Below are 24,131 nucleotides of genomic sequence, written 5' to 3'. Positions count from 1 at the left end.
AGGTTCCCCGATGCGCAATTGCGCATTTGAGGTTCGCGCTATGCGCGCCCCGGAACGACAGCATCTCTTTTCGGAACCACCCGGAACGTGCCATTGGCGCGCGCGATCACGGCGTCGTCGGCCTTGATCAGGCTTTGCGCGAAGCAGATCGTGCTGCCGGTCTTGATCACGTCGGTCTCGACCGCGAGCCATTGCCCGACCTGCGCGGTACCGATGAAGTCGACCGCGAGCGAGATCGTCACCAGCGACGACGCGCCACCCATGCGATGCCCACAGCTATGGCCCATCGCGTTGTCGGCGAGTGCGGCAATCAGTCCGCCGTGAATCAGGCCGCGGCCGTTGGTGTGCGGCCTGGCCAGCCGCAATCCGATAATCACCGCCTTGTGGGTCCGCTTCGAATAAAGCGGCTCCCAGGGGTCGGTGAGCGGGCTTTTCCTGAAGTGAGGTTCAAAGCCCAAGGGAATGTCAGTCAAGGGAACGTCAGTGATGACGGGCGTGTCGGTTGTCATGAGCGGCTCGCGTGTTGGCGGTACATGCGCCATTGAACGCGATCTCGGTGACGGTTTCACCGCCTACAAAGTTTTAAACGGGATTTCGGCGGGTGTTTGAAACGCGGTGATCTGCCCCTTCCGTCATTGCGAGCGAAGCGAAGCAACCTGTAGCGCCGCAAACCAAGTGTGGATTGCGTCGTCGCAAACGCTCCTCGCAATGACGGCTGCAATCACGCCGGCAATTCATATCCAAGCGCGCCTTCAACTTCGATGGTCTTTTGCACCGCCGGCCGTTCCATCATCCGCGCGTGGCTGAACGACATCGGCTTGCCCTCGAAGGCCACGCCGATCTCATGCAGCGCGATGTGCACCGCCATCGAACTCGCGCCGGGTGCGAAATACAGGGTCAGCATGCGAGCATCCCGCCACGTCATTGCGAGCGAAGCGAAGCAATCCATCCCGCCACGCAAAGAAAGAATGGATTGCTTCGTCGCTAACGCTCCTCGCAATGACGACAGTGCGTGTTGGAGCCACGTAGACCAGCTAAAGCGGCAGCCCCACATAATTCTCCGACAGCGAGGCGGACGCGGCTTTCGAGCTGACCAGGTAATCCAGCTCGGCCAACTGGATCCGCGCGCCGAATTCGCCCTGATCGGGAAATTGGTGCAGCATCGAGGTCATCCACCACGAGAACCGCACCGCCTTCCAGACCCGCGCCAGCGCTCTCGCCGAATAACCGTCGATGCCGGCGGAGGATTTCCCGTCGTAATATTCGCGCAATGCTTGCGAGAGATAATGCACGTCGCTGGCGGCGAGGTTCAATCCCTTGGCGCCGGTCGGCGGCACGATATGCGCGGCGTCGCCGGCCAGAAACATCCGCCCGAACCGCATCGGCTCGGCGACGAAGCTGCGCAGCGGCGCAATGCTCTTCTCGATCGACGGCCCGGTGACGAGTTCGTCGACCGCCTTCTGGTCCAGCCGGCTCTTCAACTCGTCCCAGAACCGCTGGTCCGGCCATTGATCGATTTGATCGTCGAGCGGGCATTGCACGTAATAGCGGCTGCGGTGGGCCGAGCGCATGGTGCAGAGCGCAAATCCCCGCGCATGGTTGGAATAGATCAGCTCGTGGCTGACCGGCGGCGTCTCCGACAGGATGCCGAGCCAGCCGAACGGATAGATCCGCTCGAAGGTCTGGATCGCCGAGGGTTTGACGCTGGCGCGGCTGACGCCATGAAATCCGTCGCAGCCGGCAATGAAGTCGCAGGCGATCTCGCAGGCAACGCCGTCCTTGACGTAGCTGACGCGCGGATGGTCGCTGTCGAAATCATGCGGTTCGACGCCGGCGGCCTGATAGACCGTGGTGAGGCCGGCGGCCTTGCGCGCGTTCATCAGGTCGAGCGTCACCTCGGTCTGGCCGTAGATCATCACCGTCTTGCCGGTCGGGGCATGCATGTCGATGCGATGCCGCGCGCCGCCGAAGGCCAGCTCCACGCCGTGGTGGATGAGGCCCTCGCGATGGGCGCGCGCGCCGGCGCCGACCTGGTCGAGCAGCGCCACGGTGCCCTCTTCGAGCAGGCCGGCGCGAATGCGGCCGAGCACGTATTCCGGCGTCTGGCGCTCGAGAATCAGGTTGTCAATGCCGTAGGCATGAAGTAGTTGCCCAAGCAACAGTCCGGCTGGCCCCCCGCCAATGATTGCTACTTTTGTCCGCAATACTTGCTCCCCCCGATATTATAGGCTTGAACTTAACCGGCTTGCGGGCTGTCGTCAGCTTGCAATGATGATTATAACATATAACAATAATTGCAAAAGGCCGTCAAAGGTCTGACAAGAGGGAGAAGATGTCGATGAGGAAGACGTTCTTGGCGTTGCTGCTGGCCGCCAGCGTGACGCCCGCGTTCGCGCAGGAAAAAACCTTCGAGCTGAAGCTGTCGCACTGGGTGCCGGCGTCGCACCCGCTGCAAAAGGCGCTGGAAGACTGGGGAGCCGCGGTCGAGAAGGCATCTGGCGGCACCATCAAGTCCAAGGTCTTCCCCGCCCAGCAGCTCGGCAAGGCGTTCGACCATTATGACATGGCGCGCGACGGCATCGCCGACGTCACCTACATCAATCCGGGCTATCAGCCCGGCCGCTTCCCGATCATCGGCGCCGGCGAGTTGCCGTTCCTGATGTCGGACGCCAAGGGCGGCTCGATGGCGCTTGACGCCTGGTACCGGAAATATGCCGAGAAGGAGATGAAGGACGTCAAGTTCTGCCTGGCCTTCATCCATTCGCCCTCGTCGTTCCACTCCCGGACCAAGAAAATCGTCGTGCCCGACGACGTCAAGGGCATGAAGATCCGCCCCGCGCACGCTACGATGGCGACGTTCATCACCCAGCTCGGCGGCACCAATGTGCAATCCTCCGCGCCGGAGGTCCGCGACATCATCGAGCGCGGCGTCGCCGACGCCGTCACCTTTCCGTGGGGGTCGCTGGTGCTGTTCGGCATCGACAAGGTGACCAAGTATCACATGGATGCGCCGCTCTACGTCACCACCTTCGCCTTTGTCATGAACAAGGACAAATACAACCAGATGTCCGACCGCCAGAAAAAGGCGATCGACGACAATTGCAACACTGAAGCCGCCGGCCGCGTCGGCGAGCCCTGGGGCAAATTCGAAGACGCCGGTATCGAGAAGGTCAGGGCCGAGGAAGGTCACGAGATCTACAAGCTGACGCCGGACCAGACCGCACTGTGGAAGAAGGCCGCCGAGCCGCTGGTCAAGAGCTGGGGCGATGGCGTGAAAAAGAGTGGCGTCGATCCGGACGCCGCGATGGCCGAACTTCGCGCGTCGCTGACCAAATACGACGCGCTCGCGCAGTAGCGAGGCTCCTCTCCTTCTCCCGCTTGCGGGGGAGGCGTAGGCGGCCTACGGCCGCCGTCCTTGATTGAGAACGCCGATGCGAAGCATCGGCTACGGGTGGGGGTGCCGACGCGAGTCAGACTGTTCGAGTGGAGAGAGCCCCCACCCGGCGCTGCGCCATAGCCGAAGCTTCGCTTCGGCGTTCCTGTTCAAGAGCGGCCGCCGAAGGCGGCCTGTGCCTCCCCCGCAAGCGGGAGAGGTAACGGTGCCAGACCTCGCCGACCAAATGATGTTGAGCAACAGGATGTTCGGGACATGAATCGCGCGTCTATGGATCGCTTTATCGACACGATCGAATGGATCGCCGCCGGCTTCGTCGGCATCGTGGCGCTCAACATCTTCATCGCGGTGATCCTGCGCAATACGCTCAACTACGCGATCCCGGACTCCTTCGATATCGGGCGCATGCTGCTCGGCATCCTGATCTTCTGGGGCATCGCCGCCACCTCCTATCGCGGCGGCCACATCACCGTCGATCTGATCTGGGCCAATGTCAGCCCGAAATACCAGCGCTGGATCGACGTGTTCGCGACGCTGGTGCTGCTGTTCGTGGTGACGGTGCAGACCTGGACGCTGTTCGACAAGGTGCGCGGCACCTATTACGACAACGTCCTCACCTTCGAGATGCACATGCCGACCTGGCCGTTCTTCGCCGTCGCCTGGGCCGGCGACGTGTCCGCGGTCTTGCTGATCGCGATCCGCACCTACCGGCTGATTTTCTACCCGGATCTGATGCACGATCCCAAGATCAAGACTGTGGAGTAGGCGGCATGAGCACCGACGCCGTCGCCGTTCTCGGCTTCATTGCACTGTTCACCCTGATGCTGCTGCGCGTGCCGGTCGGCATGGCGATGGGCCTCGTCGGCGTCACCGGCTTCGGTTATCTCGTCGGCTTCTCGCCGGCGCTGAAACTGGTCGGCCAGACCTCGATGCGCACGGTGACCGACTACACCTTCGGCGTGATTCCGATGTTCCTGCTGATGGGCACGCTGGTCAGCAATTCCGGCATGAGCCGCGAACTGTTCCGCGCCGCCAACGGCTTTGTCGGACATTTGCGCGGCGGGCTCGGCATTGCCACGGTGGCGGCGTGCGGCGGCTTTGCCGCGATCTGCGGCTCGTCGGTCGCGACCGCCGCGACGTTCTCGGCCGTCGCGTATCCCGAGATGCGGCGCTTCGGCTATCCGCAGTCCTTTGCCACCGGCGTGATCGCGGCCGGCGGCACGCTGGGGGCGATGCTGCCGCCGTCCACCGTGCTTGCGGTCTACGGCATCATCACCGAGCAGGACATCGGAAAACTGTTCATCGCCGGCATCATTCCCGGCCTGCTCGCGATGACCATGTACATGATCACGATCGCGCTGATCGGATATTTGCGGCCGGGTTTTCTGCCGACCGGTCCGCAAACCAGCTGGCGCGAACGCTTCGCGGGCCTGAAAAATATCTGGGCGCCGGTGCTGCTGTTCGTGTTCGTGATCGGCGGGCTTTACGGGCTGCCCTTCCTGCCGCGCTTTACGCCGACCGAAGCCGGCGGCGTCGGCGCCACCGGGGCGTTCCTGATCGGCCTGCTCACCGGACGGCTCGACAAGGAAAAAATCCTCAATTCGCTGTTGCAGGCGACCCGCACCGCGGCCGCGGTGTTCACCGTGCTGATCGGCGCCTTGATCTTCGGATATTTCCTCACGGTGACGCAGACCCCGCAAAAGGTGACGGAGTTTCTGACCGGCCTCGGGCTCGGCCCCTACGGCGTGCTGGCGCTGATCATGGTGATGTATCTGGTGCTCGGCTGCCTGATGGACGCGATGGCGATGATCATCCTGACGGTCCCGATCATCTTTCCGGTGATCTCGCATCTCGGCTTCGACCCGATCTGGTTCGGCGTCATCATCGTGATGACGGTGGAGCTTGGCCTGATCCATCCGCCGGTCGGCATGAACGTCTTTGTCATCAAGAGCGTCGTCAAGGACGTGTCGTTCTCCACGATCTTCAAGGGCGTGCTGCCGTTCGTGGCGACCGACCTCATTCGTCTGGTCATCCTGATCGCCTTTCCGTTGCTGGCGACCTGGCTGCCGCAACGCATGATGTCGGGGGTTCATTAGCGCGATGACGCCCGTGCTCGAAACCAGATACGTCTTCACCATCACCGCCCGCGTCGGCGAAGTGACGACCGCCGGCGAGACCGGTCATGGCGTTCGCCGCATCATCCCGATCACCGGCGGTGAGGTGCGGGGCGAAGGCATCAACGGAAAAGTCTGCGCGTTCGGTGCGGATTTTCAGATCATCCGGCCGAACGAGCTGATCGAGCTCGAGGCCAAATACGCCTTCGAGACCGATGACGGCGCGGTGGTCTATGTCGAGAACAAGGGCATTCGGTTCGGGCCGGTCGAACTGCTGCAGAAGCTCAAGCGCGGCGAGCCGGTCGATCCAAAGCTGATCTATTGCCGCACCGTGCCGAAATTCGAGACCGGGGCCGAAAAATACCGCTGGCTGATGGAAAACCTGTTCGTGGCGTCAGCCGCCCGCCACGCCGACCGCGTCGTTATCGACGTGCATCAGGTGCTGTAAGTTTCCGGCTCGGCGCCCCGGTTGCCTCCCGACTGAAGTGCGGACGGAGTTGCCATGACCGACCCGCGGCTCGCGAAGCGAGCAAGGGATCGCTGCTCGAACCCGCCGCGTTCGCCAGTTGCAGGCTTCTTCGTTGAACGCGCCGACGATTTCGACGCGACATCCCTTTTTTGATCGGCCGGCAGCGCCGCACATTGCAGACGATCTGGCCCGAGCCTCTTGCGGCAGACGCCGCCGGCTTGTCCGAACGCCTGGCGGCGTACGCCATTGATGCGCGATGACAAGCGGCGAAGGCCGTCAGCTTGACATAGATCAAGCCGTTGGTTGTGGCGATTGCCTTTGCTGTCAACGAATGGAGGTCCCAATGTCGGAAGCAGCGGATGTCATAATGGCTGCCATTCGTTCGGCCTTTGACAGCTACCCGAAAGAAGGCGATCCGGAGTGGAGAAGCCCCAACTGGATCATGCCGGAGGAATGCGCGTATCTGACCAGAGTGATAATGCGGGAACTGGACGCTGGGGGCTTCCAGATCGTGAAGAAACCACCTGACGCTCAGCCGGCGCGATCTTGACGCTCGTGTCAGCCGGTTAATGGCAATCTACCGATGCGCGCCCGCTCTTCGGCACTCGATGCCTCGCATCCAGGCCAGGCTGGCACGATCCAACGCGACGCCTCTCTCATCCACGACAGTGTCTGAAACCGTCCCGTGGGAGTTTCGCGATGATTTCGAGCCAACCGAGTTTGACCGGCGCCTATCTGAGAACCCCAAGGGCCGCAGCCTTCGCGGGTATCATATTTTCGGTGCTGTTGTTCGCCGTGTTCGGGCTCATGCGGCTTTCGGTGCCGTCTGATCCCTTTGAGCCGGGTGCCTGGCTCGCGGAGGATACGACGTATGTGGCGCTCGCCATGAACCTTGTGCCTTTCGCGGGGGTAGCCTTTCTTTGGTTCGTGGGAGTGCTTCGTGACAGACTTGGTGCCCGCGAAGACCGATTTTTCGCGACGGTGTTCCTGGGCAGCGGATTTTTGCTGTTAGCTATGCTGTTCGCTGCCGCTGCGGTCGTTGGCGCGATCATTGTCGCGTTCCATGCGGCGCCCGAAGCGCTTGTCCACTCCGCCACGTTTCATTTCAGTCGCGGCTTGGCCTACGGGATGATCAACATTTACCTGGTCAAGACCGCGGCGGTCTTCATGATCACGACGTCGACCATTGCCATCTACACCCGTCTGACGCCGCGTTGGCTCGCAATCGGGGGATACGTCATTGCGGTCGTACTCCTGATTGGAAGCTCCTATTTCAGTTGGGGCCTGCTCGTGTTTCCGTTGTGGGTCTTGTTGGTCAGCCTGACCATCCTGCGAGACAGGGAAGCTGCGCCAATTTCGACGGACGGTCTGCCGCCATAGCGCTACTGCATCGCAGCGAAGGTGAGGCTGCCCGAGGCCTTGGCGCGGCGACGGTTGGAGTTTTTAGGGGTGCCGATGCGCTGCGTCGCTTCAACAGGTTGGCGAGCGCCGGCATTTTCAAAGAAAGCGCGATCGAGCCTTTGCGGACATGCAAGGCGCCCCAAGGCGGCAAAATAGAAGTTCTCCGCAGCGGTTACCGAACCGCATTTGTCCGCATCGTTGACGGCAGCGCGGATGGCTGCGAGGGCACCGTCCCGATCGGGTACGTGAGGGATCAATGACAGGGGTTTGATCTAGGTCAATTCGGAACTCGGTGGGAGGCGAAATTTATCGCCGGGTGCCGATATGCGCGGCATCGCATTGAACAATGCACGGCACCCCAAAATAACGGAGGAACGCCATGCTTCGCTACATTCTTGCTGCTGTGGCAGCGCTCGTTCTGGTTAGCGCCAGCCTCGTTCCCGACGACGCCTTTGCTCGTCGCGGCGGTGGCGGTGGTGGGTTTCGAGGCGGAGGATTTCACGGAGGCGGCATGCGCGCTGGTGGCTTCCACGGCGGTGCCGTTCACGCCGGGCGTATTCACGGCGGACACGGCTATCGCGTCGCAGGAGGTGTTCGGCCGACGCATCCGATAGCGGGCCGTCCGGGTCGACCGGGCTACCCTGGCCGTCCGATTGCTGGACGCCCGGGCCGTCCGATTGCTGGTTACCCGGGAGGGTATTATCCGGGTTGGCGCGGTGCAGCTTATGGTGCAGCCGCCGGAGCCGCAGCAGCGGGAGCCTATGGCTATTACAATAACTACAATAATAACTGCTCCTATGACACCTATGGCAATTGGGTGTGCCCGCAACGACAGTACCCGTACTGATGTGCTCATGAGCTTGGTGGACCGCGGCGCAGCAGGGCCTCACCGCCGAAGTTCCGCGGTCTGTCGATTGACCGGTGCTTTGGTGGGTGCGGAACAGGCAGCGCCGCTGCCCTATTAGCAGCCCGTGAGGACAATGGTGCGCAGCAGAAATCCGTGATCTCATGTCGAGTGGTGTGCACTCAAAGTACAGGACCGTGCGCGCTCTCGACGAGGTTGTTTGGCTCCGTCATCGGGGTGCGAGCACACGTCGACATCGAGGCCGAACGATTTGCGACCGCTAGCGGCGCGCTTATCAGTGTGTCTTGAATTGAGGGGTTATCATGGCTGAAACCACGAAACTCTCCGTTGAGAAAGCCCTCAAAAAGCTGCGTGAAAGCGAGGCGAAATCGAAAACTGCGACGCTCGATGAAAAGACGGATGCGCTGAACGAAGAAATAAAGCGCATGAGAGCGCAGAGACTGCGGCTCGATCAGAACCGACGCAAGCGCAGTTGAACCTCCGCGGGTTGTTCATCCGCCCGCGCAGGCGAAAAGTGCGAAGCATGGTTGCAGTCGACAACTTGACTTGGGCAGGGCCAAGTCAGAAGGCAGTCCCGAAGTTCGGTGAGTTCGGCGGTTTGATCCGCTAAATCTTGATTGACCTAGGTCAAGGCCGGGCGGTCGATAGGGTCCACCTTGGCCGGGAGCAAGAAAAGCGGAAAACGTCCGGCGCGGCTCCGCCCTTATTTCCCCATCGGACCGGTAGATGTCCGCCCCTTTCGATAGTCCGTTTGCCGTCTTCGCGCTCGCCCTCCTTGCGCAAGGTCTTGCGGCCTATATCGGCGATGTCCTTCGCAAGCGTGCGCATGTTTTCAGGCAGGGTGAACGTCACGATTTTAACACCGTCCAGGCTGCGACCTTCACGCTTCTCGCGCTGATCATCGGCTTTGCCGCTACGACCAGCGCAAGACCCTGGAGGAGGCCGAAGCCAATGCCATCGGCACGGAATATCTGCGTGCCGATCTGTTGCCGGGGGACACCGGTGCGCGCACGCGCGAATTATTGAGGAAATATCTCGATCTGCGCATTGCTTTCTATGAAGAAAGCGACACGCGTATCGCTGCGGAAATTGGACAACGGACGGCAAGTGTACAAGACGCGCTTTGGGTTGTGGTGAGCCCTGCAGCGACCAGCCACCCCACCCCGACGACGGCGCTTGCGATCTCCGGCATGAACGATGTGCTCAATTCGCAGGGCTACACGAAGGCTGCCTGGTGGAACCGGATACCCGTCGGCGCATGGGCGATGATGGCCCTGATGGCAGTCGCTTGTAACCTCCTGGTCGGCTATGGCGAGCGTCGCAAAGGGGAACTCTTCCTGTTCATCCTTCCGGTCGTCGTATCCATCGCGTTTTTTCTGATCGCCGATCTTGATAGTCCGCACGGCGGCGTCATCCATGTGCACCCACATAACCGTCTGGCAGCCGCTCAGTCGATGAAGCCGCCCTAGATTGCGTGTCCGCGCAAGCATCAATGCCGGCACACAGCGATCGGATCCAGCCGCAACAGGTGATCTTCAACTTGATCATCAACGCCGTCGAAGCGATGAGCGGCGCCGGCGAGGGGACGCGGGAGTTGCTGGTCGGCGCCGGGGGAGATGCGCCCGGAATGTCGGTTTGGGTTCATCAGCGGAAGTGGCCATGCTCGTTCAAGCGGCTTCCTTCATCCAACGCACAATTCCCGGCCAATACGCTTCAAGCGTCCGCCTCCCCATGAACAGGCTTAGATGACCGCACGGGGCGACCGCGTGGCGAAGAGATTCCGGCTGCGTTCCCACCAGCCGCTCCACGGCGAGCAATTGTTCCGGGGCGACCACGTTGTCGGCGCTCCCGGCCAGAAGATACATCGGAAGCAGCAGCCGCGAGAGGTCGATCCTTTGCCCGAGGGCGACGAAGCTTCCGCGGGCGAGTTCGTTGCGCTTGTATAGCTTCTCGACAACTTCGAGATAGTATTTTCCGGGAACGTCGATCGTCCAGGAGTTCCAGTTCTTGAAGATGGCTTCGAGCCGCGTGAATTCTGCCGAGCCGATCGGCTGAAGGATCTGGAGAGATTCGCGAATATCGTTTGGGTCAGTCTCGTTGCCCCAAAACGGCGCGATATTGCGGCCGATAACGCGACCGTCGCCGAAATTCACCAGGCTCTCAAACATGATCAGGGGAGTCGCCTCGGCGATCGCCGACAAACCGGATTGCTGCGCAGCAATATCAACCGGCGCGCCGGCCATGACAAGCTTGCGTACCTTGGCTGGGAATCGTCCCGCATAGACCAGGGATAACCAGCCCCCCTGGCACAGCCCCACGAGATCAACCAGGCCACCGACATGATCGACAAGGACATTGAGCTCGGCGAGATATTCGTCAATTCCGAGAAATCGCATGTCAGCGCTGGCTGAGCGCCAATCGGCCACAAACAGTCGTTCGATTCCGGCACCACGGAGAGCGGCAACGAGACTGTGTCCGGCTGCAAGGTCGGCAATAGCGGCTCCATGCAGCGCGAGCGGTGGGCACAGCAGGGTGGGAACGCCGCTGTTGACCACAGTAAAGTCACGGAGCCGGACTGTACGCAGCTCCAGCGCAATCCTGCTTGGCGTGGCTCCTTCCGGCTCTTGCGCAGTGCGGGCGCCATCCGCATCGGCCGACAATCCCAGAAGATGCGCTGCGACGGACGAGGCGGTTTCTGCGGCTGATGCAGCGGCGAGCGCAGGCCAGAAGAACGCCGCATAGGGGAATTGACCTCCTGGATATCGATCCATTTGACAAATGTCCCGTGCGTCCCCCCACGCAAAAACCTAGCACTTTTCGCTGGCCGTCGAGCGGGAAATGGCACAACCGGACTCAGCCGATGTCCGCTTCGGGGGTCATTCGCGTCACTTCGACCATCCGCCAGCCACTTCCGGTCTTCCCCGATCAACGGACATCATCTGACCGGCCCGTTTGATCCGGTTGGTGCCACGAGCGGTGATCGGCCCGCATCCGCGCGCTTCAGCTTCCAAGGACGCGCTTGCTTGCCTCGAAACGAGCGTTGGCTTCTTCGAACATGCGTCGGGTTCGTTCGCCGTCGGAGTGATGCTCAAGCAGGGTCAGAGAGTCCCACTCGCTTCGCTCGGCGCCGAAAAAGTCTCCGCCATAGATGTGGATAGCACCGGTCAGCCGATCGATCGGGTTAAGAACCGAGTGGATGATGTCGGTGCCCAACGGTTCGGCGCTTCCCTCGCATAGTGCTTTGGCACTAACCGCCTCGATCTTATTTGGCGTTTCACGAACACGCCGCCAGAAGATGTTGTCCTCCCGACCCGAATAGATGCCGATTACGGCCCACATGCGATGATTGTGGGGCATCACCGTCATCATCGGTGCCCATACGACATTGATGATTGTGAGAGAAGGCGAGTGAAACAGCGTACGGATTTCAGCACGCTTTGGCTCGCCTAATCCCTTGAGGACACCGACAGGATCAGATACCGCACGTGCCAGTACCTCCCGTACCGACTTGTGCGTTGGATCTTCGGCAAAGGCTGCGCGACAGTCGGCCACGAACTGGTCAACCTCAAACATGGTGACCTCCCACGGCGAGAGCGTGGAACGATCCGACCACGAGAGGATATTCCTGCCAGGTGAAGTCAGCAATGGGGTCAAAAGCTGAAAAGCTCAATGGGAGCATATGTTTTCCGCTCTGCCCCCAACAACGGATATAGAGCGACCACGGCGGCATGTCTCAGACATACCAACTCGGACTTATGTGTTGACGGCGACCTCGGTCTGACGACGCGCTCCGAGGCGGCTTTGGAGCCGCCTCGTTTCATCTTTCGTATGCTCACTGGCAGGCGTACATCTGTCCGTCGTCAAGCTTGGTCAAGGTACCGGGCTTGCACGCGATGGGCGTTGCGCGCCTGGTAGTCATCCCACCCGCTGCAGCCGTACCAGGGGTCGCCCGCATAGTAGGCCCTCACTGCGTAGTGAGGGGTGCTACTAATTGAACGACGAGACCAGACGCTAATTCGTCCTGATGGTCCCGTTCGCGTTGAAGTTACCCTTCGGGTCATACCCCGAGTCGTGTAGATTTTTGATATACAGGGCGCGGTCGCTGCTACTCACACCGCCCCACGCTGCGGACGGGTAACCGCCGTAGTAGGCCGCGTTGGCGCCCCGAACACTCCCACCGTAGTAAGGACCACCTGCGTAGTAACCTGTGCCTGTTTGGTAGGGGTTGCCTCCCCATCCCCAGTTAGGTGAGGTGGCCGCGACCGCGCCAGCCGTGCCGATCGCGGCAGCCGTGCCGACCGCTGCGGCGCCTGCGTAGGTACCGGGGTCGTCGCCGCCAACCAAGCCGCCTCTGTCGTTCGGGCCGCCTCCATAACGCCCCATGCCGACCGTACCTCCGGCGCCGTAAACAGCCCGCCGCGTCTGCCGGCGCGCAACACCCGCAACGCTCACGGGGGTCAGCGGGCGACCCACCCGCGCCTGGGCGCTCTCGATTGACAGCGAGATGCCGCCTTGCTCAGACCAACCGAAGGACAGCAATGCCGCACACGTAAAGGCAGAAGCTGCAAGGGCAGTCTTTCGTGCATGTTTCATGGGTTTTCTCCGTTGTGCACAACCAACGTCAATGCTTGACCCAGATCAAGGCTCCAACTTTTTAGCGGAAATGTTGATAACGTTCATGTTACTGCGGTGCTCGGCATAGGGGGTAACGCTCCCGCGCCCCCACTTCTGCAACGGGTCAAACTCAGAAGTCGGGGCTCGCAAGCGCCAAGTCAGCTTTGCCCCCAGGAACCGAAATGGTCGACCGAACCTGTCAGGTCCGTTAAGTGTCCGGAAGCCGACATCAGGAAGGGGCAGGCAGACGGCCGCGCAGCGAGACGGCAAACGCGATCAGCAGCAAGCCTGCCAGCGAAAACCAGATAATCGCATATCGCATGTGCTGGCTACGAGAATGGGAACGATGCCGAACGTCTTCGTCACGATCCTGCAATGCGCTGGATCGTCGGCGGCAAGGCGCCCCAGGGCCGCGCGGCTTCGCCAAGCCAGATGGGCCGCCAGTCTTCATAAAATGAGACGTTGCGGATCAGGTGCCTTTGATGTCCGATATACCCTCAACAGCGGCGCGAAGTCGAACGTCGCCGTATGTCCGAGTTGGGTCCAGGCTGTGTGTGGCAAGGAGGCCAAGGCATGAGGATAATGACCGTACCGTTCGCTCTCGGAACGGCCCTGGTGCTGTGTAACCTGGGGACGTTTAGTGTTGCAGCGCATGCGCAGAACGCCAAAGTCGTTCGTGAACCACGGGAAAGGCCTGTCATCAGGGTGCCCGTGGTAAGGACAGCTCCTTACTGGGATTACTATATTGTTCCACGATATCGTTATCGCCCTGAGGACGACCGGGTCGATCCGTGCGGCGGGCCCGTAGTGCCGGTAATAAGCTATGGGCCTCAAGAGGAAACGGTTCCGTTGTGGCTGGCGAACGCTTTGGGTCTTGGCCGTGTGCATGGTCGAGATTGGCCGTGCAAGGGTCAAAGCCGGTAATGCACCGATTGAGCAGAAAATTTCAGCTTATCCCCACAAGCCGACATCTGCGCCTTTGTGAGTACATCCCTAGAAACCAAAAGGGCCGCCTGGCGGCCCTCCCAGGGCTCCGGACGGCCAAAATGCAAACGGGAGTGAGTGGCTGAGGACCGCTTTGGGTCAAACTCAGAAGTCCGGGCTCGCAAGCGCCAAGTCAGCTTTGCCCCCAAGAGCCGACATGGTCGACCGAACCTGTCAGGTCCGTTAAGTGCCAGAAGCAGAAGTTTGCTGCTCCCCCAGTTCCTCGCAATTCAATGGCCATAACTCCTTTCCCTTGGGTGCTCACAAGTTAGTTGACGCTCGAAGCGACACCTGCCGTTGTTCATGTCCTCAGAATCCATCTGGCCGCGGAGTTTTTCCAACGAAATGATTAGATCGTTCTGCAGAAGAGATTGAACAACGACAACTGCGTGCCTGCGGGACTTGCCGGCATTTCCTATGTCTAGTTCTCAACGGGCAACGCCGCTGAGCCGCCAAACTTGGACGGATCGTCGTAGCTAGGGGTGTCGTCGTAGTGGGCCGCAGGGCCAGCCCCTGCATACGCCCAGCGCGGAACAGAGTAACCCAGGAAACCTTCGCTAGAGCGGCCGATAACATGATGTCGCGGGTGATGCACCGTCGCGGCACTTGCAGAAGCACACAGGGTTATCAACAGGCCTAGGGCCAAAAGGGAACGCATCGTATTTGCTCCATTCAACATCGTGGATCTCCGTTTGGGCGAGCCGCGAAGCAGCGCTCTGACGAATTTCGCCTTGTTCATGTCCTCAGAAATCGAGTTGGCCGCGGATTTTTTCCAACGAAATGATCCGATCGTTCTGATAGGCAGAAGAGATTGAACAACGACATTGGAGTCTCCTCTGGGTATTATCGTCGCTGTTCGTCGATCATCTTTTTTCACCGTCGCACTTCATGAGCCTGTGCGCTTTTCCAACGCATGCAGCCTAAGATGATCGCGATCAGCGGCTCAATTGAACGCAGGTTATCGTCCGGCATCTAAAGGTGTCACGGAAACGATACGAAGGTTTATGGCGCTCGCCCTTGACGCCGACCACTTCCGCAATCGGTCAAAGTCAGAAGAACTCAGCATGAGCACATGTCTTCCCGGTTACCCCTGAAAGCGGACATCGCTCGATGCAGTTGGCATGTCGCAAACGTGCCATGGCGCAAGTAGGCCCTACTCGATCACCTCCTCAGCACGGGCGAGAAGCGCGGGCGGCCTTCGCGATCAATTACCTCGGAAACCCTGACCAAGACGGTCGACCAGCTGCACCAGCACTACAGGTGTAGCGGGTGCAATCCTGGTAAATGCCCCGACACTCGGAAAATGGTATTTGCTTCAAGGACCGGCAGTCGTGATATCGCGCACGGCAGGTACTTATGCATTGCTGATTAGCGGTCTGAGCCGCCGCAATGATGAGGGAGTCGAGATCGGCGTCGCGCGCATTGAGTGTTCCCGTACTAAATGACAGCAGGAGCGCGAAAAGCACGAAGACGACGGCAAACAACCGCTTGCTACATTTCATGGCCCAGCCTCCCAAGGTCGAAAAACACGGCGAGTTTGGAGTGACGTCGCAGTTCGTCATTGAAGTACAGCCTTTATTCATCCGCAACAGCTTCCAAACAGTTTTTTGCCTGCGTGCCCTCGTATCAATCGAAATCCCTTTTGTTCAAACCGAAGTGGGTCTGGAACAGGATTCCCCGATGTCATCCGCGACAGGATCGTTCAGCTGGCGCTGGATGAGCCAGACCTGTCGCATTACGGACTCAAGTCGGACATCGGGCCATGTCCGAAAAGTGCCAGAACGATCACCGCTCTTGGTAAGGTCGTCGGCCGCGCGGTTGCCATCCGTATGCAAATCGAGGATTTATGCCACAATACGAAAATGTCCCGTAGGCCGTAGCCTGGCACTGCTGGTAGCTTGTGAACTGACACAACCCCGGGAGGCCGTACTGTTTACCTTGTAGGCAGTAGGGATAATCGTAGGGGTCATTTGGTTGAGCGGATGCCGGTAATGCTGTGAACACCATGGCTACAAACGCTGCAACTCCAATGATCTTGCGCATTTCACTTTCTCCCCTTGATGCCAAATCCGCCAAGAATCGAAGCCTCTCGTCGGTTCGCCGTTTTCCTCTCTAACGCGAAGCGTTCCCAGTTCGGCCGATAGTTTGATAATTGAGACAGCCCCTTGAACGAGTAGGCCGCTGTGGATTGCAGACTACTCCTTCTTGAGCGGACCGCTATGCAGAACCGGCGGCGACGAGCGGAGAGTGAAATTGAATCGCGATCCCACCACGTCATTGCGAGGAGCAGTTGCGACGAAGCAATCCATCTATCCGTTATGCCGCGACGTGGATTGCTTCGCGGAGCCTGTCTTCGGCCGCGCGTTCGCGCGACCCGTTGGCTCGCAATGACGAAATCGGCCATATTGACTCCACCGCCAATAGTTATAAAGTATAACTATTCTAGGAAGGAAGTAATAAGTCCATGGGAAACGCCGTCCCCGCCGCCGCGGGTCAATCCGAATTGCTCAAGATCGAACAGATCGGCGCGGTGCTGGCCGTGGGGCTCAACCGGCCGGCGAAGCGCAATGCGCTGAACGACGGCATCATCCTTGCGATCCATGATTGCTTCTCCAGTCTCCCGGACGGAATCGGCGCCGTGGTGATCCATGGCGTCGGCGATCACTTCTCGTCCGGCCTCGACCTCTCCGAACTGACCGAGCACGACGCCACCGAGGGCCTGCGGCATTCGCAGATGTGGCACCGGGTGTTCGACCGCATTCAATATAGCCGCGTGCCTGTCATAGCCGCACTCAAAGGCGCGGTGATCGGCGGCGGGCTGGAACTCGCCTGCGCCGCGCATATCCGGGTCGCTGAGCCGAGCGCCTATTTCGCGCTGCCCGAGGGCCAGCGCGGCATTTTCGTCGGCGGCGGCGGCTCGGTGCGGCTGCCGCGGCTGATCGGCGTGGCGCGGATGACCGACATGATGCTGACGGGCCGGGTCTACTCCGCGACCGAGGGCGCGGCTTACGGTTTCTCGCAATACCTCACCGAAGCCGGCGGCGCGCTGCCCAAGGCGATGGAGCTGGCCGAACGCGTCGCCGCCAATGCGCCGTTGACCAATTTTGCCGTGCTGCAGGCGCTGCCGATGATCGCGGAGGCCAATCCGCAGGCCGGCCTGTTGATGGAATCGCTGATGGCGACGGTGGCGCAGAGCGACAAAGAGGCAAAGCGCCGGATTCGCGCCTTTCTCGACCGCAAGACCGCAAAGGTGAAACCAAGCTGACATGAGCGCCAAGCCCAACATGTCCGCCCCGGCCAAAGGCCATCCGCTGCGGCCGATCTCGTTCGGCAATCCCGCGGTGTCCGTCGAGCGCCGCGATGACGGCACCATCTACCTGCGGCCGAAGGCGCAGCTAGGCGAGTATCCGGTGCGCCTGACCGATCGGCTGCACCATTGGGCCGGGATCGAACCCAACCGTGTGTTCATGGCCGAGCGCGACGCCACGCGCGGCTGGCGCCAGATCACCTACGCGCAACTGCTGAATTCGGCCCGGCGCATTGCGTCGGCGCTGCTGGCGCGCGGGCTGTCGGCGGAAAAGCCGATCGTCATTCTCTCCGGCAATTCGCTCGACCACGCGCTGCTCGCGTTCGGCGCGCTCTATGCCGGCATTCCGTTCTGCCCGGTATCGCCGGCCTATTCGCTGGTGTCGCGGGATTACGGCAAGCTCAGTTTTTTGATGAAGCTACTGACGCCGGGCCTCGTGTTCGCCGACGATGCCGGCAAATTCGCCGATGCGCTTGCCGTCAACGTTTCGCTTGGGACGGAGATCGCGGCTTCGCGCGGCGCGGTGCCCGGCCGCGAGGTGACGATGCTCTCGGATCTGCTGGCGACACCGGAGCACCCGCGGCTCGACTCGGCGCACGATGCCGTCGGTCCCGATACGATCGCAAAATTCCTGCTGACGTCGGGCTCGACGGGAAACCCGAAGGCCGTCATCAACACCCAGCGGATGATCTGCGCCAATCAGGTGATGCTGCGCGAGACGCTGGCGTTCCTGAAGGACGAGCCGCCGGTCATCGTCGACTGGCTGCCGTGGAATCACACCTTTGGCGGCAATCACAATATCGGGCTGATGCTGTTCAACGGCGGCTCGATGTATCTCGACGAGGGCAAGCCGATGCCCGGCGGCATCGAGGAGACCGTGAAAAATCTGCGCGAGATCTCGCCGACGGTCTATTTCAACGTGCCCAAGGGCTATGAATCTCTGCTGCCCTATTTGCGTGACGACAAGGCGTTGCGCGCAAAGTTCTTCGGGCGGCTGCACGCGATGTTCTTCTCGGGCGCGGCGCTGTCGCCGTTCATCTGGAACAGTCTCGATGAACTCGCGGTGCGGGAAACCGGATTCCGCGTGCCGATGCTGACCGGCCTCGGCGCCACCGAAACCTCGCCGTTCTTCATGTCGGTGACGCCGGCGACCAGCCGCTCGGGCCATGTCGGCCTTCCCGTGCTGGGCAATGACGCAAAACTGCTGCCGAACAACGGCAAGCTCGAAGTTCGCGCCAGGGGGCCGAACGTCACGCCGGGCTACTGGCGCCAGCCGGACTTGACGGCAAAAGCGTTCGACGAAGAGGGTTTTTACAAATTCGGCGATGCGCTCAAGCCCGCCGATCCCAACGATTTCGACAAGGGTTTTGATTTCGACGGCCGCATTGCCGAGGATTTCAAGCTTGCCAGTGGCACCTGGGTCAGTGTCGGTCCGCTGCGCGCGCGCTTCGTCGGCACCTGCGCGCCGCTGGTGCGCGACGTGGTCATTGCCGGCATCAACCGCGACGAAATATCGGCGCTGGTGGTGCTCGATCTCGACGGCTGCCGCCTGATCAATCCGACGCTGCCGCCCGACGACCTCGCCGCCGCCGCGTCCGATCCTCTGATACGCGCGGCGTTTCGCGACCGGTTTCAGAAGCTGCTGGCCAATGCCACGGGTTCGTCGACGCGCATTACCCGCGCGGTTTTGCTCGACACACCGCTGTCGATCGATCGCGGCGAAGTCACCGACAAGGGCTCGATCAACCAGCGCGCGGTGATCGAACATCGCAGCGGCCTGATCGATCTGCTCTATTTGCCGGCGCCGCCGGCGCACGTGATAAGTCTTTAGCCAACGGACATTTAATTCGCCAGGAGAGAACCATGCAGTTGAAGGATCAGGCCGCCATCGTCACCGGCGGCGCATCGGGACTGGGCGCCGCGACCGCACGCCGGCTGGCAGCAGGGGGCGCCAGGGTCGCGGTCTGCGATCTCAACGCAAAGCTCGCTGAAAGCGTCGCCGCCGAGATCAACGGCGTTGCCGTGGTCTGCGACGTCTCCGACGCCGCTTCGGCGGAAGCCGCCATCGCCGCCGCGTTCAAGGCGCACGGCCCGGCGCGCGTGCTGGTGAATTGCGCCGGCATCGGTGTCGCCAAGCGGGTGATCGGCAAGGAGGGCCCGATGGCGCTCGCGGATTTCGACCGGGTGATCAGGGTCAATCTGATCGGCTCCTTCAACATGCTGCGGCTCGCGACCGCCGATATGTCGAAGCTGGAGCCGCTTGCGACCGGCGAGCGCGGCGTGGTGATTTCGACCGCTTCGGTTGCGGCCTATGACGGCCAGATCGGGCAATCGGCCTATTCGGCCTCGAAGGGCGGCATCGTCGCAATGACCTTGCCGATCGCGCGCGAACTGGCGCAGTTCGGCATCCGCGTGCTGACGATTGCACCCGGCCTGTTCCTGACGCCGCTATTGGCCAATTTGCCGCAGGAGGCGCAGGACAGTCTCGCAGCCTCGATCCCGTTCCCGCGCCGGCTGGGGCAAGCCGATGAATTTGCATCGCTGGCGCTGCACATGATCGATAACCCCTACCTGAACGGCGAAGTGGTGCGGCTCGATGCCGCGCTCCGCATGGCGCCGCGCTGAGGTAAACGCATGTTCGTTCATCGGCGCGACGTGCAGATCCAGTGGGGCGATTGCGACCCCGCCAACATCGTCTATTACCCGCGCTATTTCGCGATGTTCGACGATTCGACCTCGATCATGTTCGAGGCGGCCGGCTACTCCAAGCAGGACCTCATCCACAAATATGGCCTGGTCGGCATTCCCATGGTGGATACGCGGGCGAAATTCCACATCCCCTCAACCCATGGTGACTGGATCGGAATCGAAAGCCGGATCGAGAGTTTCAAGCGTTCGAGTTTTGAGGTGACGCACAAGGTGTTCAAGGGCGAGGCGCTGGCGATCGAGGCGTTCGAGACCCGCGTGCTGGTCGGGCGTCATCCGGACGACCCGGCAAAGCTGAAATCGGCTCCGATGCCGCAGGAGATCATTGAGCGGTTCATGAAGGGTTGACTTGTGAAGGGCTGACTCGGGCCCGCGCATGACCTAAAGAAGGGGCTGAATTGGCCATCGAATTTGGTTTAAACCTATAAAAGATACTCAAGGGAGGAATGAATGAAGAAGGCTCTTCTGTCCGCAGCCGTACTCGCGGCGGCGCTGGCGCTGCCGGGCTCGCCGGTGATGGCGCAGACCAATGAAATCACCATCGGCATCTCGATCTCCACGACCGGACCGGCTGCGGCGCTCGGCATTCCCGAACGCAACGCGCTCGACTTCGTGCCGAAGGAAATCGGCGGCGTGCCGCTCAAGCTGATCGTGCTGGATGACGGCGGCGATCCGACCGCGGCCACCACCAATGCGCGGCGGTTCGTGACCGAATCCAAGGCCGATATCATCATGGGCTCGTGCACTACGCCGCCCTCGATCGCTGTGTCCACGGTGGCGAACGAGGCGGGCATTCCGCATTTCGGCCTGGCGCCGTTCCCGATCAACGAGGCGCGCGCCAAATGGTCGGTCGATCTGCCGCAGTCGATTCCGATCATGGGCAAGGTGCTGTACGAGCACATGAAGGCGCACGCCATCAAGACCGTCGGCTATATCGGCTACTCCGATTCCTACGGCGACCTCTGGGTCAACGACTTCAAGGCCCAGGCCGTGCCGATGGGCATGACCATGGTCGACGAAGAGCGCTTTGCCCGTCCGGATACCTCGGTCGCGGGTCAGGTGCTGAAGCTGGTCGCCGCCAATCCCGACGCGGTCCTGATCGGCGCCTCCGGCACCGCCGCGGCCCTGCCGCAGACCGCGCTGCGCGAGCGCGGCTACAAGGGCCTGATCTACCAGACCCACGGCGCCGCCAGCATGGACTTCATCCGCATCGCCGGCGCATCGGCGGAAGGCGTGATCATGTCGGCCGGCCCGGTGATGTCACCGGAAACGCAGGCCGACAGCGCCCTGACCAAGAAGCCGGGGCTGACGCTCAACGCCGCGTATGAAGCCAAATACGGCCCCAACAGCCGCAGCCAGTTCGCCGGCCATTCCTACGACGCGTTCGAAGTGCTCAAGCGCATCATCCCGGTGGCGCTGAAGACCGCCAAGCCCGGCACGCCGGAATTCCACGAAGCGATCCGCCAGGCGCTGATCTCCGAGAAGGAAATCGTCGCCACGCAAGGCGTCTACAACTGGACCGAAAAAGACCGCTACGGGTTGGATGACCGCTCGCGGATCATCCTGACGGTGAAGGACGGAAAGTACGTTCCGGCGATGTGAGGTTGGCCAAACGCAACAGTGTCATCACCCGCGAAGGCGGGTGATCCAGTACTCCGTGCCATCGGTGATTGAGCCGTGAAGCCGCGGCGTACTGGATGCCCCGCTGGAGCCTGTCATCGGGCGGCCGTTCGGCCGACCCGGTGGCGGGGCATGACGGTTGCAATTAAATCGCGCTCTCGCCCTCGTGCGTGAAGCCGAGATAGCTCGCAGCGACGCGCGCGTTGCTGGCGATGTCCGCGGCCGATCCGTTCAAAATGAATTCGCCGAGCTCCATTACATAGGCCCGGTCGGCGATCTGCAGTGCGGCTTGCGCGTTTTGCTCGACCAGCAGCACCGAGACGCCGGCGGCGCGCAACTCGCCGACGATGCGGAAGATGTCGGCGACGATGATTGGTGCCAGGCCGAGACTGGGCTCGTCCAGCATCAGCAGCTTTGGCGCGCCCATCAGCGCGCGGCCCATCGCCAGCATTTGCTGTTCGCCGCCGGAGAGCGTGCCGGCCAGTTGCTTGCGCCGCTCCTTCAGGCGCGGAAACAGCGTGTAGACCCGCTCGAAGGATCTTGCCGCGACAGCCTTCGCAATCCGGAAGGCGCCGAGCTGCAGATTGTCCTCGACATTCATGGTGGCGAACAGTTCGCGATGTTCCGGCACCAGGCAGAGGCCCGCCGCGACGCGATCCTCGATATCGAGCGGGGCCATATCCGCGCCGGCAAAGACGGCGCTGCCCCTAAGCGGCAGGATGCCCATGATCGCATTCAGCAACGTGGTCTTGCCGGCGCCGTTGGCGCCGATGATGGTGACGATCTCGTTGTCGGCGACGTCGAGCGACGCCGCGCGCACGGCTTCGACCTTGCCGTAGGCGACATGGACGTCGCTGACTTGCAACAGGGCGCGCGTACCGTGATTCATGCCGCAGCTCCGAGATAGGCCTTGATCACGTCGGGATTGGTCTTGATCGCCGACGGCGTGCCTTCGGCGATCTTGGTGCCGAAGTCGAGCACCACGATACGATCGGCGAGATCCATCACGAAGCCCATGTCATGCTCGACCAGCAGCACCGACATGCCGCCGTCGCGCAACTGCCGCAGCAGCGCGGCGAGCCGCTGCTTTTCCATGTGGCGCAGGCCCGCGGCGGGCTCGTCCAGCAGCAGCAGCATCGGGTCGACGCACAGCGCGCGGGCGATCTCGACGATGCGCTGCTGGCCGAGCGACAGGCTGCCCGCCAATTGATCGATCTGGTCGCCGAGGCCGACGCGCTCGATCTGGCGCGCGGCTTCCGCCAGCAATTTCGCCTCGTCGGCGCGGTCGAGCCGGAACATGCTGGAGATCGCGCCGGAATGGCCGCGCAGATGCGCGCCGATCGCGACGTTCTCCAGCACGGTCATGTCGGGCACCAGCTTGACGTGCTGGAAGGTGCGGGCAATCCCCAGCTTCACGATCTGCTGCGGCGGCGCGTTGTTGACCTTGTGGCCGAGTGCGGAGATCGTGCCGCTTGTGGATGTCAGAACGCCCGTGATCAGATTGAAGGTCGTGCTCTTGCCGGCGCCGTTCGGACCGATCAGGGCGACGATCTCGCGGGCGTGCACGTCGAAAGACACATCGTTGACGGCGATCACGCCGCCGAACTGTTTTCGCGCCTTTTCGATCTTCAGCAGCACGGAAGGCGTCGGCGGCGCCCGCACACGCGCGGGCAAGGTCAGCGACGTGTCAGGCTGCTTGCGGTCCGGCTTGAACGGCAATCGCGCCATCAGCCAGGGCCAGACCCCGGTCGGCGCCAGTTGCAGCAGGCTGACCAGCAGGATGCCGAACACGATGGTCTCGAGCTGGCTCTGGCCGCCGAAAATATACGGCAGATAGCTCTGCAGGATCTCCTTCAGGATCACCACGATGCCGGCGCCGAGCACGCCACCCCAGACATAGCCGGCGCCACCGACGACCGCGATGAAGAGATATTCGATGCCGGACTGGGCGCCGAACGGGGTCGGATTGGCGGCGCGCTGGAAATGCGCATAGAGCCAGCCGGAAAGTCCCGCCAGCACCGCCGCATAGATGAACACCAGAAGTTTTGCGCGCGGTGTCTGCACGCCGAACGCTTCGGCGGCGATATGTCCGCGCCGCAACGCGCGGATGGCGCGGCCGGTGCGGGAGTCCAGCAAGTTCATGGTGAGGACCGCCGAGATCAGCACCGCGATCCAGATCGCGAAATAGATCGTGCCGGGGTCGATCATTTTGAGCGAGCCGATCGAGAGCGGCGGAATCCCGGAGATGCCGTCGTTGCGGCCCAAGAACTCCAGCTTGCTGAACAAATAGAACAGCCCGATGCCCCAGGCGATGGTGCCGAGCGGCAGATAGTGGCCGGACAGCCGCACCGTGACGAGGCCGAGCAGCACGGCGGCGATGCCGCTGACGACGAGGGAGAGCGGCAGCGTCAGCCATGGCGACAGCCCATAGGTCGTGGTCAGCACCGCCGTGGTGTAGGCGCCAAAGCCGCAAAAGGCCGCCTGGCCGAACGAGGTGAGGCCGCCGACGCCGGTCAGCAGCACGAGGCCCATCGCTACCAGCGCGGCGAGGCCGATATTGTCCAGGAGCACGATCCAGAACGGCGGCACGCCCGGAATGAACGGGATTGCCGCCATGACGAGTGCAAAGACGATGAGGGGAAGCCGCTGCGCCATCG

Annotated in this window: 25 protein-coding genes; 15 read left to right on the top strand and 10 right to left on the bottom strand. The window is 61.7% G+C overall.

The window, feature by feature from the left end; genetic code table 11:
- Nucleotides 1–38 precede the first annotated feature (38 nt).
- From NL528_RS41340 to pobA, 3 genes are all read right to left on the bottom strand, one after another.
- On the bottom strand, nt 39–509 hold the full coding sequence (locus NL528_RS41340; protein WP_309180075.1) for a PaaI family thioesterase: 471 nt from the start codon (nt 507–509) through the stop codon (nt 39–41).
- Nucleotides 510–721: 212 nt separating this feature from the next.
- Entirely contained in the window at nt 722–904 is a 183-nt protein-coding gene (locus NL528_RS41335) for a hypothetical protein (protein WP_309180074.1), read from the bottom strand.
- A 130-nt stretch (nt 905–1,034) separates the two neighbouring features.
- Nucleotides 1,035–2,204, bottom strand: coding sequence for a 4-hydroxybenzoate 3-monooxygenase (gene pobA, locus NL528_RS41330; RefSeq protein WP_309180073.1), 1,170 nt, complete (start codon nt 2,202–2,204; stop codon nt 1,035–1,037).
- Between the two features lie 134 nt (nt 2,205–2,338).
- On the opposite strand from pobA, the gene NL528_RS41325 reads away from it, so the two are divergent.
- From NL528_RS41325 to NL528_RS41300, 6 genes are all read left to right on the top strand, one after another.
- Nucleotides 2,339–3,355, top strand: a complete 1,017-nt coding sequence (locus NL528_RS41325; RefSeq protein WP_309180072.1) for a TRAP transporter substrate-binding protein — start codon at nt 2,339–2,341, stop codon at nt 3,353–3,355.
- Between the two features lie 294 nt (nt 3,356–3,649).
- Nucleotides 3,650–4,159, top strand: a complete 510-nt coding sequence (locus NL528_RS41320; protein WP_074273010.1) for a TRAP transporter small permease — start codon at nt 3,650–3,652, stop codon at nt 4,157–4,159.
- A 5-nt stretch (nt 4,160–4,164) separates the two neighbouring features.
- Nucleotides 4,165–5,490 carry a TRAP transporter permease gene (locus NL528_RS41315; protein WP_309180071.1) on the top strand — a complete coding sequence of 442 codons (1,326 nt, stop codon included), beginning with the start codon at nt 4,165–4,167 and terminating at the stop codon, nt 5,488–5,490.
- A 4-nt stretch (nt 5,491–5,494) separates the two neighbouring features.
- On the top strand, nt 5,495–5,956 hold the full coding sequence (locus NL528_RS41310; protein WP_309180070.1) for a DUF3237 domain-containing protein: 462 nt from the start codon (nt 5,495–5,497) through the stop codon (nt 5,954–5,956).
- A gap of 364 nt (nt 5,957–6,320) precedes the next feature.
- Nucleotides 6,321–6,527 (top strand): hypothetical protein, encoded by a 207-nt coding sequence (locus NL528_RS41305; protein WP_309180069.1) that lies wholly within the window; start codon nt 6,321–6,323, stop codon nt 6,525–6,527.
- A 170-nt stretch (nt 6,528–6,697) separates the two neighbouring features.
- On the top strand, nt 6,698–7,357 hold the full coding sequence (locus NL528_RS41300) for a hypothetical protein (RefSeq protein WP_309180068.1): 660 nt from the start codon (nt 6,698–6,700) through the stop codon (nt 7,355–7,357).
- A gap of 2 nt (nt 7,358–7,359) precedes the next feature.
- Here NL528_RS41300 and NL528_RS41295 read toward each other — a convergent pair whose 3' ends face one another.
- A complete protein-coding gene (locus NL528_RS41295; RefSeq protein ID WP_309180067.1) occupies nt 7,360–7,635 on the bottom strand; it encodes a hypothetical protein in 276 nt (91 codons plus the stop codon).
- Nucleotides 7,636–7,773: 138 nt separating this feature from the next.
- Between NL528_RS41295 and NL528_RS47385 the strand changes: the two genes are divergently transcribed.
- From NL528_RS47385 to NL528_RS41275, 4 genes are all read left to right on the top strand, one after another.
- Nucleotides 7,774–7,992: a hypothetical protein gene (locus NL528_RS47385; protein ID WP_375143942.1), complete on the top strand. Its 219-nt coding sequence runs from the start codon at nt 7,774–7,776 to the stop codon at nt 7,990–7,992.
- Between the two features lie 553 nt (nt 7,993–8,545).
- Nucleotides 8,546–8,719, top strand: coding sequence for a hypothetical protein (locus NL528_RS41285; RefSeq protein WP_309180065.1), 174 nt, complete (start codon nt 8,546–8,548; stop codon nt 8,717–8,719).
- A gap of 250 nt (nt 8,720–8,969) precedes the next feature.
- Nucleotides 8,970–9,269 carry a hypothetical protein gene (locus NL528_RS41280; RefSeq protein ID WP_309180064.1) on the top strand — a complete coding sequence of 100 codons (300 nt, stop codon included), beginning with the start codon at nt 8,970–8,972 and terminating at the stop codon, nt 9,267–9,269.
- Complete coding sequence (locus tag NL528_RS41275) at nt 9,266–9,712, top strand: hypothetical protein (RefSeq protein ID WP_309180063.1); 447 nt, start codon at nt 9,266–9,268, stop codon at nt 9,710–9,712. The genes NL528_RS41280 and NL528_RS41275 overlap by 4 nt, the downstream gene beginning before the upstream one ends.
- A 198-nt stretch (nt 9,713–9,910) precedes the next feature.
- Here NL528_RS41275 and NL528_RS41270 read toward each other — a convergent pair whose 3' ends face one another.
- The 4 genes from NL528_RS41270 to NL528_RS41255 form a co-directional block, all read right to left on the bottom strand.
- A complete protein-coding gene (locus NL528_RS41270) occupies nt 9,911–10,903 on the bottom strand; it encodes an alpha/beta fold hydrolase (protein ID WP_309180062.1) in 993 nt (330 codons plus the stop codon).
- A gap of 340 nt (nt 10,904–11,243) precedes the next feature.
- On the bottom strand, nt 11,244–11,816 hold the full coding sequence (locus NL528_RS41265; RefSeq protein WP_309180061.1) for a hypothetical protein: 573 nt from the start codon (nt 11,814–11,816) through the stop codon (nt 11,244–11,246).
- A gap of 2,446 nt (nt 11,817–14,262) precedes the next feature.
- On the bottom strand, nt 14,263–14,718 hold the full coding sequence (locus NL528_RS41260) for a hypothetical protein (RefSeq protein WP_309180060.1): 456 nt from the start codon (nt 14,716–14,718) through the stop codon (nt 14,263–14,265).
- Nucleotides 14,719–15,626: 908 nt separating this feature from the next.
- Nucleotides 15,627–15,848 (bottom strand): DUF3551 domain-containing protein, encoded by a 222-nt coding sequence (locus NL528_RS41255; protein ID WP_309185217.1) that lies wholly within the window; start codon nt 15,846–15,848, stop codon nt 15,627–15,629.
- A 457-nt stretch (nt 15,849–16,305) separates the two neighbouring features.
- Between NL528_RS41255 and NL528_RS41250 the strand changes: the two genes are divergently transcribed.
- The 5 genes from NL528_RS41250 to NL528_RS41230 all read left to right on the top strand — a co-directional run bounded on the left by NL528_RS41250 (nt 16,306) and on the right by NL528_RS41230 (nt 21,456).
- Entirely contained in the window at nt 16,306–17,106 is an 801-nt protein-coding gene (locus NL528_RS41250) for a crotonase/enoyl-CoA hydratase family protein (RefSeq protein ID WP_309180059.1), read from the top strand.
- Nucleotide 17,107: 1 nt separating this feature from the next.
- Nucleotides 17,108–18,979: a feruloyl-CoA synthase gene (locus NL528_RS41245; protein WP_309180057.1), complete on the top strand. Its 1,872-nt coding sequence runs from the start codon at nt 17,108–17,110 to the stop codon at nt 18,977–18,979.
- Between the two features lie 32 nt (nt 18,980–19,011).
- Nucleotides 19,012–19,773 (top strand): SDR family NAD(P)-dependent oxidoreductase, encoded by a 762-nt coding sequence (locus NL528_RS41240; protein ID WP_309180056.1) that lies wholly within the window; start codon nt 19,012–19,014, stop codon nt 19,771–19,773.
- A 9-nt stretch (nt 19,774–19,782) separates the two neighbouring features.
- Nucleotides 19,783–20,202, top strand: a complete 420-nt coding sequence (locus NL528_RS41235) for a thioesterase family protein (protein ID WP_074273023.1) — start codon at nt 19,783–19,785, stop codon at nt 20,200–20,202.
- Nucleotides 20,203–20,304: 102 nt separating this feature from the next.
- Nucleotides 20,305–21,456: an ABC transporter substrate-binding protein gene (locus NL528_RS41230; RefSeq protein ID WP_309180055.1), complete on the top strand. Its 1,152-nt coding sequence runs from the start codon at nt 20,305–20,307 to the stop codon at nt 21,454–21,456.
- A gap of 163 nt (nt 21,457–21,619) precedes the next feature.
- On the opposite strand, the gene NL528_RS41225 is transcribed toward NL528_RS41230, so the two are convergent.
- Both NL528_RS41225 and NL528_RS41220 read right to left on the bottom strand, forming a co-directional pair.
- Nucleotides 21,620–22,363, bottom strand: a complete 744-nt coding sequence (locus NL528_RS41225) for an ABC transporter ATP-binding protein (RefSeq protein WP_309180054.1) — start codon at nt 22,361–22,363, stop codon at nt 21,620–21,622.
- Nucleotides 22,360–24,129 (bottom strand): branched-chain amino acid ABC transporter ATP-binding protein/permease, encoded by a 1,770-nt coding sequence (locus tag NL528_RS41220; RefSeq protein WP_309185216.1) that lies wholly within the window; start codon nt 24,127–24,129, stop codon nt 22,360–22,362. The genes NL528_RS41225 and NL528_RS41220 overlap by 4 nt, the downstream gene beginning before the upstream one ends.
- Between the last annotated feature and the right edge of the window lie 2 nt (nt 24,130–24,131).

Origin of the sequence: Bradyrhizobium sp. Ash2021, from assembly GCF_031202265.1 — a bacterium.
Classification (GTDB): domain Bacteria; phylum Pseudomonadota; class Alphaproteobacteria; order Rhizobiales; family Xanthobacteraceae; genus Bradyrhizobium.
This window is presented reverse-complemented; position numbering and strand designations above follow the sequence as displayed.